Source organism: Candidatus Marifrigoribacter sp. Uisw_064, assembly GCF_047730175.1.
Lineage (GTDB): Bacteria > Bacteroidota > Bacteroidia > Flavobacteriales > Flavobacteriaceae > Marifrigoribacter.
Window position 1 is genome coordinate 1,252,404 of sequence record NZ_CP159833.1, and the last position, 14,797, is coordinate 1,267,200.

At 33.3% G+C, this 14,797-nt stretch carries 14 protein-coding genes; all 14 read right to left on the bottom strand.

Translation table 11 applies throughout. From position 1 onward, the window contains the following. Positions 1 to 41: 41 nt before the first annotated feature. The gene (locus ABXT64_RS05600) at positions 42 to 2,177 is read right to left on the bottom strand and encodes a DPP IV N-terminal domain-containing protein (RefSeq protein WP_443634616.1); all 2,136 of its coding nucleotides are present in this window, start codon (positions 2,175 to 2,177) and stop codon (positions 42 to 44) included. 218 nt (positions 2,178 to 2,395) lie between these two features. Then, positions 2,396 to 3,403, bottom strand: coding sequence for a GTP 3',8-cyclase MoaA (gene moaA / locus ABXT64_RS05605; protein ID WP_443634618.1), 1,008 nt, complete (start codon positions 3,401 to 3,403; stop codon positions 2,396 to 2,398). Continuing rightward, positions 3,400 to 4,314, bottom strand: a complete 915-nt coding sequence (gene moaCB, locus ABXT64_RS05610) for a bifunctional molybdenum cofactor biosynthesis protein MoaC/MoaB (protein ID WP_443634620.1) — start codon at positions 4,312 to 4,314, stop codon at positions 3,400 to 3,402. Before moaCB ends, moaA begins: the two co-directional genes overlap by 4 nt. Before the next feature lie 79 nt (positions 4,315 to 4,393). Beyond that, the gene (locus tag ABXT64_RS05615) at positions 4,394 to 4,696 is read right to left on the bottom strand and encodes a four helix bundle protein (protein WP_443634621.1); all 303 of its coding nucleotides are present in this window, start codon (positions 4,694 to 4,696) and stop codon (positions 4,394 to 4,396) included. A gap of 27 nt (positions 4,697 to 4,723) precedes the next feature. Next, positions 4,724 to 5,167 carry a molybdenum cofactor biosynthesis protein MoaE gene (locus ABXT64_RS05620; RefSeq protein ID WP_443634622.1) on the bottom strand — a complete coding sequence of 148 codons (444 nt, stop codon included), beginning with the start codon at positions 5,165 to 5,167 and terminating at the stop codon, positions 4,724 to 4,726. Between the two features lie 3 nt (positions 5,168 to 5,170). Then, a complete protein-coding gene (gene moeB / locus ABXT64_RS05625) occupies positions 5,171 to 6,256 on the bottom strand; it encodes a molybdopterin-synthase adenylyltransferase MoeB (RefSeq protein ID WP_443634624.1) in 1,086 nt (361 codons plus the stop codon). A 3-nt stretch (positions 6,257 to 6,259) separates the two neighbouring features. Beyond that, complete coding sequence (locus ABXT64_RS05630; RefSeq protein WP_443634626.1) at positions 6,260 to 6,493, bottom strand: MoaD/ThiS family protein; 234 nt, start codon at positions 6,491 to 6,493, stop codon at positions 6,260 to 6,262. Next, a complete protein-coding gene (mobA, locus tag ABXT64_RS05635; RefSeq protein ID WP_443634627.1) occupies positions 6,477 to 7,061 on the bottom strand; it encodes a molybdenum cofactor guanylyltransferase in 585 nt (194 codons plus the stop codon). Before mobA ends, ABXT64_RS05630 begins: the two co-directional genes overlap by 17 nt. After that, complete coding sequence (locus ABXT64_RS05640) at positions 7,062 to 7,805, bottom strand: sulfite exporter TauE/SafE family protein (protein WP_443634629.1); 744 nt, start codon at positions 7,803 to 7,805, stop codon at positions 7,062 to 7,064. Position 7,806: 1 nt separating this feature from the next. After that, positions 7,807 to 8,145, bottom strand: coding sequence for a winged helix-turn-helix domain-containing protein (locus tag ABXT64_RS05645; protein WP_443634631.1), 339 nt, complete (start codon positions 8,143 to 8,145; stop codon positions 7,807 to 7,809). Positions 8,146 to 8,155: 10 nt separating this feature from the next. Continuing rightward, on the bottom strand, positions 8,156 to 9,334 hold the full coding sequence (locus ABXT64_RS05650; protein WP_443634632.1) for a molybdopterin molybdotransferase MoeA: 1,179 nt from the start codon (positions 9,332 to 9,334) through the stop codon (positions 8,156 to 8,158). Positions 9,335 to 9,424: 90 nt separating this feature from the next. Then, complete coding sequence (gene trhO, locus ABXT64_RS05655; RefSeq protein ID WP_443634633.1) at positions 9,425 to 10,456, bottom strand: oxygen-dependent tRNA uridine(34) hydroxylase TrhO; 1,032 nt, start codon at positions 10,454 to 10,456, stop codon at positions 9,425 to 9,427. A 68-nt stretch (positions 10,457 to 10,524) separates the two neighbouring features. Then, positions 10,525 to 12,651, bottom strand: coding sequence for a Tex family protein (locus ABXT64_RS05660; RefSeq protein WP_443634635.1), 2,127 nt, complete (start codon positions 12,649 to 12,651; stop codon positions 10,525 to 10,527). Next, positions 12,651 to 14,750 (bottom strand): methionine--tRNA ligase, encoded by a 2,100-nt coding sequence (metG, locus tag ABXT64_RS05665; RefSeq protein WP_443634637.1) that lies wholly within the window; start codon positions 14,748 to 14,750, stop codon positions 12,651 to 12,653. Before metG ends, ABXT64_RS05660 begins: the two co-directional genes overlap by 1 nt. Positions 14,751 to 14,797 lie beyond the last annotated feature (47 nt).

The following is a 14,797-nucleotide window of genomic DNA, read 5'->3' on the forward strand; positions in this document are numbered from 1 at the left end:
AAAAAATTTAATTTGAAATTTTTTTACTTCTGGCTGTTGTTTTAATTATTATTTAAAATCACATAATCCAACACCTTTTTCATTAAATGAGCCCGGTCAATGCCCCTTACATTGTGAGGGTGCATAGGATAACTTAAAAAATCAACTTGTTTTTTATTCTTAACAAACGCATCTAATAAGGTCATGGTGTGTTGAGGTACAACTACCGGATCTACACTACCAATGATTTCTAATAGTTTTCCATCTAAATTTTCCACATAATTATGCACGCGTGATTTATCAAAACCAGCTTCATTTTCTTGCCAACGATCCATATAGCGCTCTCCATACATAACTTCGTACCATTTCCAATCTGTAACAGGACCTCCTGCAACTGCAGTAGTAAACACTCCTGGATGACGCAACATCAATAAGTTTGTCATAAAACCACCATAACTCCACCCATGTACTGCCAATCTTTTTCCATCAACAAAAGGAAGTGACTTTAAATAATTTACACCCGTTAATTGGTCTTCCATTTCAGCTTCACCTACCTGTCTATGTATTACACTTTCAAAAGCAAAACCTCTAGATGCTGATCCACGATTATCAAGTGTAAAAATCACATAATCTTGTTCAGCAGCCATCCATTGCATCCAAAGATTAGAACCAGCCATCCACGAATTGGTTACCATTTGTGCGTGAGGGCCTCCATAGACATAAATTAATACAGGATATTTTTTTGAAGCATCAAAATTTGCTGGCTTTATTATTCGTCCATATAAATTTACACCATTTTTTGTTTTTAAATTCACAAATTCAGTAGTCCCTAGTTGAAAATCTTTGATAGGATTATCTGCAGTGAATACAACTCTTTCTTCCTTTTTTTGAATAGCTTTTACCTTCACTATTCTTGGAGTATTTATGTTTGAATAAGAATCGATTATATAATTTCCATTTGGGCTTAATTTGATGCCGTGCCTACCCGCTTCAGTTGTTAAGCCTTGTGTTTTCCCATTCTTTAAATTTACCTTAAATGCCCTGTTTTCTCTAGGGTCATCACCAGTTCCAGAAATTATTACGTTTTTGTTTTTTGAATCAAAGCCTGCGATTCCTTTAATTACCCAACTATAATTAGTTAGTTGTTTTATAAATCCATTGTTAATATCATATACGTAAATGTTTCTAAATCCATCGCGTTCACTTAGCCATAAAAACTCTGTCGTACTGTTCGGAATAAAAACCGCAGTATGTTCTGGCTCCACCCATTTATCATTTTTTTCTTCAAATAATGTTTTTACTTTTTGTCCTGAAGCAATATCATACATGTTAAATGACATATGATTTTGATCTCTATTAATTTCAGCAAGAAATACATATTTCTCGTCAGGAGACCAAGATAAATTAGTTAAATAATGCTCATCTGACGTGTTTATTTTTAGATACACAACTTTGTTTTTTGCCAAACTATAGACTCCTACTTTTGGAATTTCAGACCTCATTCCATTCATAGGATATTTAATATTATTTAGCGAAGCGGGTGTTGTATTAACATCGACCAAAGGATAGTCAGTTACATTTCTTTCATCTTTCTGATAAAAGGCAATATGGCTGCCATTTGGACTCCAAAAAATACCGTGTGTAATTCCAAATTCAGAACGGGCAATCGCCTGACCAGAAACTATGTTTTTATCTTTTGACTTGGTAATTGCAATTTTCTGATTCTTTGTATTTGCTAGATATAGATTATTATCAAGGGTATATGCTACAGCGCTAGCTTTTTCATTGTAATCGTTGTTTTCTGCTTCAGCTGGGTATGAAATAGTTCTTGTAATATAATTATTAGTATAGTTATAAATAACAATTTCATTTTGATGATTAAAAGTCACTTCTTCATTTGTAATAGAAGAAAAATTTGGCAAACGCTTCAATCCTTTTGTTTCTTTTTGTAGCTCCTCTAATTGAAGAACAGGTCTTATTATTTCTTTCGTAATTTGAAAAGCTTTAGATATAAAAAGTGAATTGTCTTCAGAAAAAGCATACCTATCTGAGTTAGAAACCCACTGAAAAGATTTTTGTGCAGGATACAATCCTTTATAGCGTCCAAGAACGGCATCCTCGAGTGTTAAATGTTTTGTTTCTTGTGCTGTTAAAAGGGTTGTAAGGAATATTAATATTATAGAGAGGTGCTTTTTCATTTGTAAATATTTTTATTTTATCAAATTTAATTAATTAATAGCGATATATATAATCATCATTATAGTTAAGGTGATTAACCTTTTTTAATTATAGTTGATTTAAGGTTTTAACCCCATGTTGTCTAGTGCCCCTTAACACTCCATAAACTACATGCTTTCATAAAAAAAGAAAGCGTTATTCCCTTAAAAGACTTTAGTTTTTAATTGCACATAATTTTTTATCCACCAATGGTAATCATGCTTCTATTTTGACCATGTAATTTGGGTTCTTGAAGTTTTTCTAAAGTATCCATTCCTCCCCTTATTTTTAGTTTTGCTTCTACTGCTTTTTTAATTACAGGTTCAATCGATTTTCCAGCTCTTAAATTGGTAAGTAAATCAGATTCTGATGCAGAAAAAAGACAGTTTTTTAATTGACCATTTGCTGTTAGTCTTAATCGATTACAAGAATCACAAAACGGATTTGTCACCGAACTAATAACAGCAAAACTACCTTTATATCCTTCAATAGTATAATTTTTAGAAGTATCATTCGGAGCGTCTTTGAGTCGTATAATTTCTTTTTCTGAAAACGCTTCACGGACTTTTTCCATGACTTCCTTATAAGAAACCATTTTTTCCATATTCCACTTATTCCCATCAAAAGGCATAAATTCAATAAAACGAATTGAAATTGGCAACTCTTTAGTTAAACGAATAAAATCAATAATTTCATTATCATTAAACCCTTTCATCAACACAGCATTTAATTTTACATTGAAACCCTCATCGACCAACAAAAGTATATTATCATATACTTTTTGAAAATTATCTCTTCGTGTAATTTCTTTAAATTTATCTCGATGTAACGAATCTAAACTAACATTAATATTGTGGAGACCATTGGCTCTAAAAGTATCAATAAACCTATCTATAATAACAGCATTCGATGTTATAGATAATTCAACAGGTAAGCTTGCTAATTTTTCAAGAATAACAGGAATATCTTTTCTAATTAAAGGTTCTCCCCCAGTTAATCTAATTTTTGTAACACCATGGTCCACAAATGTTTTTGCTATGGTGTAGATTTCTTCATACGTCATTAAATGACTTCTTGGAGTAAGCTGAACCCCCTCTTCTGGCATACAATAACTGCAGCGTAAATTACAGCGTTCAATCAAAGAAATACGTAAATAGGTATGTTCTCTCCCAAAGCCGTCTTGTAATATGGGTTTTGATTTTTTCATGAATCGTGTCTTGCGCCTTTTAATATTCTAAAAACATGTAATACCGATGGAAATACAGCATCCATAGACTCTTTAGCTCCATTGGTTGAACCCGGTAAAGCTAAAACTAAAGTGTCTTTTATTGTTCCTGCCACACTTCTCGACAACATTGAGTATGGAGTTCTTTCTTGTCCGTAATTTCGAATGGCCTCTTCAATTCCAGGAATTCTTCTATCCAACAGAGGAATTAAAGCTTCTGGCGTAACATCCCTTCCAGAAAGCCCTGTTCCACCCGTATAAATAATTAGATCTAGTCCTTGTTCTTGAAAATGCTTCGCTTTAGACTGTATAATTTCTTGTTCATCAGGAATAATGATATATTCTGAAATTGCAACGCCACACTCTTCTAACTTTTTAATAATAGCTTTTCCTGCTTTGTCTTCTTTTTGTCCTGCTGAAATAGTATCTGAACAAACGATAACAGCTGCTTTTAAATCTTTTCTGAAACGATCTTTAAAATCTGATTTGCCCCCTTTCTTCTGAAGCAGTTTTATATGATGAATTTCTATTCCTTTATCTATAGGCTTTAACATGTCATACATGTTTAATGCCACTACACTTGCACCATGCATGGCTTCCACTTCAACTCCTGTTTTATAAATCGTTTTAACCGTAAACAAAACCGTAATCTCTAAACCATTTATTTCATATTCAACACTAGTAAATTCAATTGGTAAGGGATGGCAATCAGGTAAAATATCGGGTGTTCTTTTTACCCCTAATAATCCAGCTGCTTTGCTCATAGAAAACACATCTCCTTTTGGGACTGTTCTGTTTTTGATAGCGGTAATGGTTTCTGGTTTACTAACTTTTACAACGGCTTGGGCAATTGCAGTTCGCAGCGTGGTACTTTTATGTGTGATGTCTACCATTAGATTGTTGATTCGTTTATTTGTTTAATTGTGAGTTTCTTAAAGCATTTAACTTATTCGAAATCTTTTCGATTTCAGTTCATAAAATCTGATAATCATTTTCTTCTACAAAATTTAATTCCTTGGCAATTATAACTTGACTTAAAACCTCCATTAGTGAACTAAAAGCTATTGTTGTAAAGTGAGCTTTGTCTTTATTAGTTTTTCTTGATGTTCCCTCAGCTAGATTTGAAGCTACAGATACTGAGGCTCTTCTTAGCTGACAGGTTAAACCAAATTTTTCTTCATCTGGAAACTTATAAGTAAGCTTATAAATCATTTTTATAAGCTCTTTTGAGTCAATCCAAACATTTAATTTTTCAAATGAAAATTTATATGACATAGTTATTTACAATTAAACAATTAAACATTATTTGTTACATTTCCATTGATGGGTTTCGTCTTCAAAAATTTCTTTTCCAAATACAGGTACCTGTGCTTTTATTTTTTCTACAATAAACTCTAAGGCTTTAAAAACTATTGCTCGATGCGGGGAGGAAACAAATACAAACAAACAAATTTCACCCGTTTTTACGGTACCAATACTATGGTAAATATGCATGCAAGTAAGTTCGAACTGTTGAAAAGCCGCTTCTCTAATTTCATGAAATTTTGCATTTGCCATATCTTCATAGGCTGTGTACTCTATAGCGATAACTTCTTTCGAATTGATAACATCAGCACGTACTTGTCCTAAAAAAATATTATGCGCCCCAATACTTGTTTTAGTTTGGTGTTTTGCAATGGATGCTCCTATAAATTCTGAAGAAATAGCTCCTTCTCTAAATACATTTTTTGGTTTTTTATCTGTCATCTGTTAATTATTTTTATGTTGAGTAATGAAACTATTTATACTTGAAGCACCTTCAATTAGGCTAAAACAGTTTTCAATATTGAGTTGTTGTAATAATAATACGGCATGTTTACTTCGCACTCCAGCTTGACAAAAAAATACTTTTTTCTTTTCAGGATCTAATTTGCTTAATTGGTTTTGCAAGTCACCTAAAGGAATAGAAGTTAATGATAGCTCCTCGACTTCTGGCAGCTCATACACTTCACGCACATCGATATATTGAATATTTTCTTGTTGATAAACGTCCTGTATTGATACAAATATTGACATAGGTTCACAGTGTATTGAGGGTTGGTTTTGTTGTTGAAAATTGTTTGATTTCTCAAGCACTTTGTTTATTTCGTTTTCAGATTTTTTAATTTTAATGATTGAAGTTTGCAAATTCAATGCATTATAACATAAGAGCTTTCCAGAAAGGTTTTGACCAATCCCTAAGATTATTTTAATCACTTCATTTGCTTGCATGCTCCCAATTATACCTGGTAAAACCCCTAAAACCCCAACTTCTGAGCAATTAGGTGCCGAACCTGCTTTAGGAGGGTTTGGAAACAAACAACGATAACTAGGACCCTTGTTATAATTGAAAACAGACAGGTGTCCTTCAAACTTATAGATTCCTCCAAAAACTAAAGGTTTATTAGATATTATTGAAGCATCATTTATTAAATAACGAGCCTCAAAGTTATCAGTTCCGTCAACGATAATATCATGTTCAGAAAATAATGAAATGGCATTTTGAGCTGTTAATTTTTCTGGATATGCTTTGATACGTATTGCATCATTTAAATCTTCTAAACGCTGTTTAGCAGCAATGGCTTTATTCTTTCCTAAAGAGGATGTTCCAAATAATACTTGTCGCTGAAGGTTCGATTTAGAGACAATATCGAAATCTATAATTCCTATCGTTCCAATTCCTGCAGCGGTTAGATATTGTAAAGCGGGACATCCTAGGCCACCCGCTCCAATCACTAAAACCTTAGCTTGATTCAACTTCTCTTGGCCTTTTTGACCAATCTCTGAAAGGATTATATGTCTGTTATATCGTTCCATAAATCAACCTCCTGCAAAAGGAGGCAGTAATGCTAGTTCTTTACCTGTTAATTTTGTTTCACTTGAAATTAACTCTTGATCTTGAGCCACCTGAAATTCTTGATCTTTTAGTTTTGGGTATTTTAAATATAAATGAGACAAAAGCTCCTTCAGAGAAGCTTCAGAAAAATCTATAGTTTCATTTTCACACTGGGTTATTTCAGCAATGAGACCAAAGTATTTAATAGGTATGTTCATTTCTAATTTCTTTTAATTGTTCTGGAGTATTAATGTTACTTACCCACTTTTCTTGTTCTTTTTTTAATATTATATTTTTCACTTTGCATTGATTTACAGCAAACCGCAATCTTCTTTCCCCTTGATTTAACAATGAACTGAATACTGTTTTACAACTTTTATTGTATACTGAAATTAGTGGCATTGTCTTGCCATTACTTTCAATTTGAATAATTTCTGAAACATCATCTATTTGCCTTACTAATTCAGCTAAAATTTCAGAATTAATTAAAGGAATGTCACAACTCAACACTAAATTATTTTCTGTTTTAGAAGCTAATAAGCCTGAATACACACCAGCCAATGGACCAGCATTTTCAACAAAATCAGGCACTCTTTTCAGCTTAAAATTATCATACTCTGGATGATTTGAAACAATAATTATTTCTGAAACAAATGGAGTTAGTGCCGCAATAATATGTTCAATAAAAAGTTTTCCGTTAAGCTTTAAAAACCCCTTGTCGGTTCCCATTCGAGAACTTTTTCCACCTGCGAGAATAATCCCTGTTATGTTTTTTGATGTATTCATTTAGGTATAAAATAGTTTTACACAAGCGATTAATAATACAAAAGACAATACATATCTAAGTTTCTGATTATTGATTTTTTTACTCCCAAAATAACCTCCAAATACGCCGCCAATCAAAGCGATAGCCACTAATAAAAAAGACTCTAATTCTATTGAAACACCACTACTTAGTTGACCTACTAGGCCAGATGCTGAATTGACCCAAATAAATAGAGCTGAAACTGCAGCGGCTTCTTTCATATTTCCCCAATGCAGTAATAAAATAATAGGACTTAAAATAATGCCACCCCCAATACCAATTAGACCAGAAAAGAAGCCAATAGCTCCACCGACTAATAATCCCTGCCAGAGTTTTACATTTTTAATGGTAACGCTTTCTTTTCCGAAGACATTTAACATCTTTAAAGTGGCAAAAAGTAACAATACCGCTAAGATTTTTTTATAGATAGTTGCATCAACTTCAATAGTGCCACCAATAAAGGCTAAAGGAATTGAGGTGATTGCGAAATACAAGAATAATCGTTTATTAAAATACCCTTCTTTATAGAAATAATAAAAAGAAATAGCAGCCACAAACAAGTTCAGTAATAAAGCAGTAGGTTTCATGATGCCTGGAGCAAATGAAAAAACAGCCATTAAAGCTAAATATCCACTAGCTCCTCCATGTCCCACACTTGCATATAAAAAAGACACGATAGGGAGTATCATGAGGAAAATATAGATATGTTCATTGCCTAAAACCATGCTATAATTTTTTAATAGACTCTAATTGTTGATCTAAAAAAGCCCAACAGTTTTTATTAATTTCATCAAAAGCAGTTACCAAAGATTTACCATAAGGAGTTAATTCTGCTCCTCCGCCACCTTTACCGCCAATGCTATTAATCGTTACGGGTTTCTTAGCAGATTTATTTACTGAATCAATTAAATTCCACGCTTTTTTATAAGAAATTTTTATTGTTTTAGCAGCTTTTGAAAGCGAACCAGTTTCTTCAATGGCTTTTAATAATTGAACACGTCCTTCCCCTAGTAACACATTGTTTTTAGTTTCGATCCAGATTCTACTTTTTATTTTGTAATCCATATTTAGTGTATTAAAAGGGTAATAATATGACCTCAACTTCTTCATTCAATTTAATTTCTGAATGATTTGAAGGAAGATAAACTAAGGCATTTGAGAGCGCAAATGTTTGAAGCATTGCAGAGCTTTGCCCTTCTAAAATGGTAACATTTCCTTGGTAATAAATTGCTTTTAAAAACTGTGATCGATCTCCTTTTTTACTAAAAGTAGTTTGTGATTTTGCACTGATTCTAGGCAAACTAATAGAAGGATTGTTTTCAATAATTTGTAATGCCGTATACACATATACATAGAAACAAGACAAAGCAGCCGCTGGATTCCCCGGTAATGCAAAAATTAAAGAATCCTCTTTTTTTCCAAAAAACAATGGTTTTCCAGGTTTTTGTTTCACTTTATAAAAAATTTCATCCACTTGTAATTCATGAAGAGCTCTTCCAACAAAATCATAATCACCCACGGATATTCCACCCGTAATTATAACCAAATCATTTGTGTTGATCGCTTTTTTTAAAGTTTCTAAAGTCGTAGTGTAGTTATCTTTAATTTTATAGACCTGTATATTATGTACTCCAAGTTTTTCGAGAGCACTCTGAATCATCCCCGAATTACTTTCATAAATTTTTCCAGGACCAAGACTTTGCCCTGGTTCAATGAGCTCATTGCCTGTAGTAATTAATGCAATAGAAGGTTTTTTAAATACTGATACATTAGTGATTCCTAAAGAATATAAGTATCCAACAGCAGCAGGGCTTAATTTTGTATTCTTTTTTAAAGCAATCTCTCCTTTTTTTACTTGTTCGCCTAAAGGCCTAATATTGTCTTTTTCTTTTACGAGTCCTTCAATAGAAATCCTTTTATCATTTAATGAAACTCTTTCTTGCATGATAACTGCATTTGCAGTCTCGGGAACTGGAGCTCCTGTAAATATTCTAATAGCATCCCCTTTTTTTAAAATGGGTTGATGACTGTCACCAGCTTTTACCTCATCGATTAAAATATAGTTGTTAGAGTCATGTAAACTCAATGCATATCCATCCATAGCAGATTGTCTAAATGGAGGCATGTAAATAGGAGAGAAGACATCTACAGAAAGAATAGATCCTACCGCGTTTTTTAAATGTAAAGATTCAGATTTATGTAATGGTTTACACGTATTTTTAACAGCTAAAATGGCTTCTTCTACTGTAATCATTTTTGTTTTTCGTTATATCTTTACAAACATAACGAAAATTAAACTTTCCAACGTGTATTTGCTTTAGCGTTCTCTTAACAGTGTACAAATTTATTTCTTAAAGGCTAATTTTGAAGATCTACCTTTTTTAAAAATTTTATTACTGGCGTGCGTTCCTTTTCGCAATGCTTTTTGTTCTTCGAACGGCAATTGAATAATTTCATAACATCCTTTGCTGCAGGTAAATTCCATTTTTTCGGAACAAACTTCGCATTGAATAAAGAGTAAATGACAGCCCTCATTGGCACAGTTTATATGCATATCACAAGAGGCTCCACATTGGTGACAATTGGAAATCACATCATCACTGATGCGTTCGCTGCGCCTGTGATCAAAAACAAAATTTTTACCTAAAAATTTATTTTCTAATCCTTGATTATTTACTTGACGGGTATACTCAATAATACCGCCCTCTAATTGAAACACATTTTTAAACCCTTTGTGTTTGTAATAGGCACTCGCTTTTTCACAACGTATTCCTCCCGTACAATACATCACTAATTTCTTGTCTTCTTTGTTATCTTTTAAATCTTCTTCAATAATATCTAAAGAATCTCTAAACGTATCAACATCGGGTGTAATGGCATTTTTAAAGTGCCCAATTTCACTCTCATAGTGATTACGCATATCTACCAAGACTGTATCTGGATCTTCTATTAAGTCGTTAAACGTTGAAGCATCTACATGAACCCCTTTATTGGTTACATCAAAGGTGTCGTCGTTCAAGCCATCGGCCACGATCTTGTGACGCACTTTTACTTTTAGTTTTAAAAACGATTTTAAGTCTTGCTCTACAGCAATGTTCAAACGGCAATTTTCTAAGAAATAGATACCATCTAAAAAGTCTTTAAAATCATTGAATTTTTGGGCAGGCAAAGACAATTGCGCATTGATTCCTTCATTAGCTACGTAAATACGTCCCAAGACTTCAAGGGCATCCCACGCTACAAATAAATGGTTTCTAAAAAGTTCTGGATTGCCAATCTTGGCATATTGATAAAAAGAAAGCGTTAAGCGGTCTTGTCCCGCTTCTTCTAATAAGGCTGCTCTCTCTTTCGCGCTTAGGGTATTGTACAGTTGCATGCTATACTAATTATAAGGTTAAAAGTAAAAGAATAATTTAAAAGACAAAAGTAGTAGAATTTTTGTAATTATTTATGAAGTTTCAGTTGAATTCGCTTTCTAGGAATATCTATTTCCAACACTTTTACAATGATTTGTTCGTGTAAATGGACATGTTCACTTACATCTTTTACAAAAGCATCCGCTAGGTTTGAAACATGGATTAAACCACTTTCTTTAATTCCAACATCGACAAAACATCCAAAATTGGTAATGTTATTTACAATTCCTGGTAGTAGTTGACCTTCTCTAAGATCATTGATGGTTTTTATATTTTGATTGAAAGTAAAGACTTTTGCTTCTGAACGAATGTCAAGTCCTGGTTTTTCTAATTCTTTTAAAATATCCTGAAGGGTTGGTAAGCCTATTTTTTCTGAAATATAGTTGCCTAAGTCTATTTTTTGAAGCAATGCTTTATCGCCTATTAATTCTGAAACAGTTTTATTTTCATCTTTGGCAATTTTTGAAACAATTGCATAACTTTCAGGATGAACAGAAGAATCATCTAATGGGTTTTTAGCATTTTTAATCCGAAGAAATCCTGCCCCTTGTTCAAATGCTTTTGCGCCTAATCGAGGAACTTTTTTGATTTCAGAACGAGAAGTAAAAGCACCGTGTTCTTTTTTATAATCAACAATGCTTTCAGCTAATTTTGGACCTAAACCAGAAACATAACCAAGCAAAGATGCACTTGCAGTATTTATATTTACTCCCACCGAATTCACGCAATTTGAAACTACTCGATCTAATGATTTCTTTAATTTGGTTTGATCAACATCATGTTGGTATTGTCCAACACCAATTGATTTAGCGTCAATTTTCACTAACTCTGCCAAAGGGTCTGCTAATCTTCTTCCGATAGAAACTGCCCCTCTAACTGTTATATCGTAATTAGGAAATTCTTCTCTTGCAATTTTTGAAGCAGAATAAATAGAAGCTCCAGCTTCACTTACTACAAAAACTTGAATGTCATTTTTAAAATAAATTCTTCTTATAAGCTGTTCAGTTTCTCGAGATGCGGTACCATTTCCTATGGCAATTGCATCAATTTTGTGCGCATCTACCAAGGAACTAATTTTTTTCATAGCACCATTACTATCATTCTTAGGTGGATGAGGATAAATGGTTTCGTTATATTTTAAATTTCCTTGCGCATCTAAACAGACGACTTTACAACCCGATTTAAATCCGGGGTCAATTGCTAGTATTTTTTTTTCACCCAAAGGGGAACCTAATAATAATTGTTTTAAATTTTTAGCAAACACTTGAATCGCTATTTCATCTGCTTTTTCCTTAACAAGCCCTAAAATTTCATTAGAAAGAGATGGAAATAAAAGGCGTTTATAGGCATCTTTAATTGCTAATTCGATTTGTTGACTACAATCGTTTTGTGAACGAATGATTCGCTCTTCTATTTTTGAAAGCGCTTTTTCATCATCGATTTCAATTTTAACACGTATAAATCCTTCTTCTTGGGCTCTTAAAATTGCGAGCAATCGATGAGATGGACACCGTTGTAAAGATTCACTCCAAGCAAAATAATCTTTAAACTTTTGTGCTTTCTCCTCTTGTTCTTTTGTTTTTACAACTTTTGTATTAATGGTTGCAAATCGTTCTAATTGATATCGAATATTAGTACGAATATCGCTTCGTTCATTGATCCATTCAGCAATAATAAAACGAGCACCTTCTAAAGCATCTTCAAAAGTTGAAATTTCATTAGAAGTATATTTTTCTGCAATTGGATTGATATCACGAGCATTCTGACTCATAATAATTTTTGCTAAGGGCTCTAAGCCATTATTACGTGCTGTTTCAGCTTTAGTTTTGCGTTTCTTTTTAAAAGGTAAGTAGAGGTCTTCAAGGCTAATTAAACTGTCTGTTTTATTAATTTTTTCCTGAAGATCATCAGTAAGTACTTCTTGTTCTTGAAGTGCTTTAATAATAGCTTTTTTTCTTTTCTCTAAGGCCTCAAATTGTTCTTTAAAAGTTACAATTTGTTCAATCTGAACTTCATCTAAATTGCCAGTACGTTCTTTTCTATAGCGCGCAATAAATGGAATTGTACAATCCTCATTTAATAAGGCGATTGTATTTTTTATACTGCTTTCAGGAAGCTGGGTTTTAGAAATTACATAGTTTAAAGGCGAAAGCATTAGTTTATTGTCATACCATTATTAACACCATCTTCACTTGTACTGAGCGAAGTCGAAGTGTCTGGATTTACAAACACTAATTTGCCGTCAGGAGTTTCCGTCATTAAAATCATTCCTTCACTGTCAACTCCTCTTAAGGCACGTGGAGCAAGATTCACTAAAACTGTTACTTTTTTACCAATAACTTCTTCCGCAGAAAAACTTTCAGCAATTCCTGAAACAATGGTTCGCACATCGATTCCAGTATCCACCTTTAAGACCAATAACTTTTTAGTTTTTGCCATCTTTTTAGCTTCAATAATAGTTCCAACACGCAGGTCTAATTTTGTAAAATCATCAAAGGAGCAAGTGTCTTTTTGAGCATCAACTACACGATTTGCAGCTTCATTCTCTTTTTTACTTTGTTCTAATTTTGCCAATTGCGCTGTAATTTGTGTATCCTCTATTTTACTGAATAATAACTCTCCTTTTCCAATGGTATGTCCCGGAGGTAAAATGATATCTTTAGTAGAAACATCATTCCATTGTAGAGACCCCTCGACTGCGCTCGGGGTGACATCTAAAATCTTTCTTAATTTTTTAGAAGTAAAGGGCAAGAATGGCTCACTTAAAACAGCTAAAACAGAAGCAATTTGTAATGAAAGATACATAACGGTTTTCGTTCTTTCTTCATCTGTTTTTATAGTCTTCCAAGGTTCTTCGTCGGCTAAATATTTATTCCCTAAACGAGCTACTTTCATTAATTCTGCCTGCGCTTCTCTAAATCGATATCGCTCAATAGAACTTTCAATAACTGAAGGGTATAGTTTCAATTCGGCTAAGGTTTTAACATCTTCTTCTGATAATGTTGAAGGTTCAGGCACCACACCGTCATAAAATTTATTAGTTAATACTACCACACGGTTGATAAAGTTTCCGAAGATGGCCACCAACTCGTTGTTATTCCTAGCTTGGAAATCACTCCAAGTAAAATCATTGTCTTTAGTTTCAGGTGCATTTGCAGTTAATACATAGCGCAACACATCTTGTTGATTTGGAAATTCTTCTAAATATTCATGCAACCAAACAGCCCAATTTTTACTGGTTGAAATTTTATTTCCTTCCAAGTTTAAAAATTCATTAGCAGGTACATTATCAGGTAAAATATAAGTTCCTTCAGCTTTTAACATACTTGGAAATATAATACAGTGAAAAACAATATTATCCTTTCCAATAAAATGAAGCATTTTGGTATCCTGATCTTTCCAATAAGGCTCCCAATCTTTTCCTTCTCTTTCAGCCCATTCTTTTGTAGCAGAAATATAACCAATAGGCGCGTCAAACCAAACATACAATACTTTTCCATCGGCACCATCAATTGGTACAGGAATTCCCCAATCTAAATCTCTAGTTACGGCTCTAGGTCGTAATCCATCGTCTATCCAAGACTTGCATTGCCCATAAACGTTGGCTTTCCAATCTTTTTTATGTCCTTTTACAATCCATTCTTTTAACCATGGTTCGTATTGATCTAAAGGTAAAAACCAGTGTTTTGTTTCTTTTAAAGAAGGCGTGTTTCCAGTAATAGAAGATTTAGGGTTGATTAAATCGGTAGCATTATGTGAAGTTCCACAACTTTCACATTGGTCTCCATAACTTTCTTCAAATCCACATTTTGGACAAGTACCCACAATAAAACGATCTGCTAAAAACTGATTCGCTTCTTTATCGTAGAATTGCTCTGTTGTTTGTTCGATAAACTTACCGTCTTCGTATAATTTCTTAAAGAATTCGGAAGCCGTATCGTGATGTATTTTTGCAGAAGTTCGAGAATAGTTATCGAAGGTAATTCCAAAATCCTGAAACGATTGTTTGATAATGGCATGGTATTTATCCACCACTTGTTGCGGTGTGATTCCTTCTTTTTTAGCTTTTAGCGTAATAGGTACTCCATGTTCATCACTTCCACAAACAAAAGCAACATCGTTGCCTTGGATTCTTTGAAAACGTGAATAAATATCTGCAGGAACATATACGCCTGCTAAATGTCCAATATGTACAGGGCCGTTGGTATAAGGTAAAGCTGCCGTTATGGTAAACCTTTTTGGTGAATTTCGCATACTCAATTTTGAAGAGCAAAAATACGGATTTTATTTCTTGGAGTATA

Bases quoted from the DNA above. Each gene is read 5' to 3' on its own strand.
- ABXT64_RS05660 (WP_443634635.1), bottom strand. From the start codon at position 12,651: ATGCTTTCGCCTTTAAACTATGTAATTTCTAAAACCCAGCTTCCTGAA.
- ABXT64_RS05600 (WP_443634616.1), bottom strand. From the start codon at position 2,177: ATGAAAAAGCACCTCTCTATAATATTAATATTCCTTACAACCCTTTTA.
- ABXT64_RS05620 (WP_443634622.1), bottom strand. From the start codon at position 5,167: ATGACAGATAAAAAACCAAAAAATGTATTTAGAGAAGGAGCTATTTCT.
- ABXT64_RS05630 (WP_443634626.1), bottom strand. From the start codon at position 6,493: ATGAACATACCTATTAAATACTTTGGTCTCATTGCTGAAATAACCCAG.
- ABXT64_RS05645 (WP_443634631.1), bottom strand. From the start codon at position 8,145: ATGGATTACAAAATAAAAAGTAGAATCTGGATCGAAACTAAAAACAAT.
- moeB (WP_443634624.1), bottom strand. From the start codon at position 6,256: ATGGAACGATATAACAGACATATAATCCTTTCAGAGATTGGTCAAAAA.
- moaCB (WP_443634620.1), bottom strand. From the start codon at position 4,314: ATGGTAGACATCACACATAAAAGTACCACGCTGCGAACTGCAATTGCC.
- metG (WP_443634637.1), bottom strand. From the start codon at position 14,750: ATGCGAAATTCACCAAAAAGGTTTACCATAACGGCAGCTTTACCTTAT.
- ABXT64_RS05615 (WP_443634621.1), bottom strand. From the start codon at position 4,696: ATGTCATATAAATTTTCATTTGAAAAATTAAATGTTTGGATTGACTCA.
- moaA (WP_443634618.1), bottom strand. From the start codon at position 3,403: ATGAAAAAATCAAAACCCATATTACAAGACGGCTTTGGGAGAGAACAT.
- ABXT64_RS05640 (WP_443634629.1), bottom strand. From the start codon at position 7,805: ATGGTTTTAGGCAATGAACATATCTATATTTTCCTCATGATACTCCCT.
- trhO (WP_443634633.1), bottom strand. From the start codon at position 10,456: ATGCAACTGTACAATACCCTAAGCGCGAAAGAGAGAGCAGCCTTATTA.
- mobA (WP_443634627.1), bottom strand. From the start codon at position 7,061: ATGAATACATCAAAAAACATAACAGGGATTATTCTCGCAGGTGGAAAA.
- ABXT64_RS05650 (WP_443634632.1), bottom strand. From the start codon at position 9,334: ATGATTACAGTAGAAGAAGCCATTTTAGCTGTTAAAAATACGTGTAAA.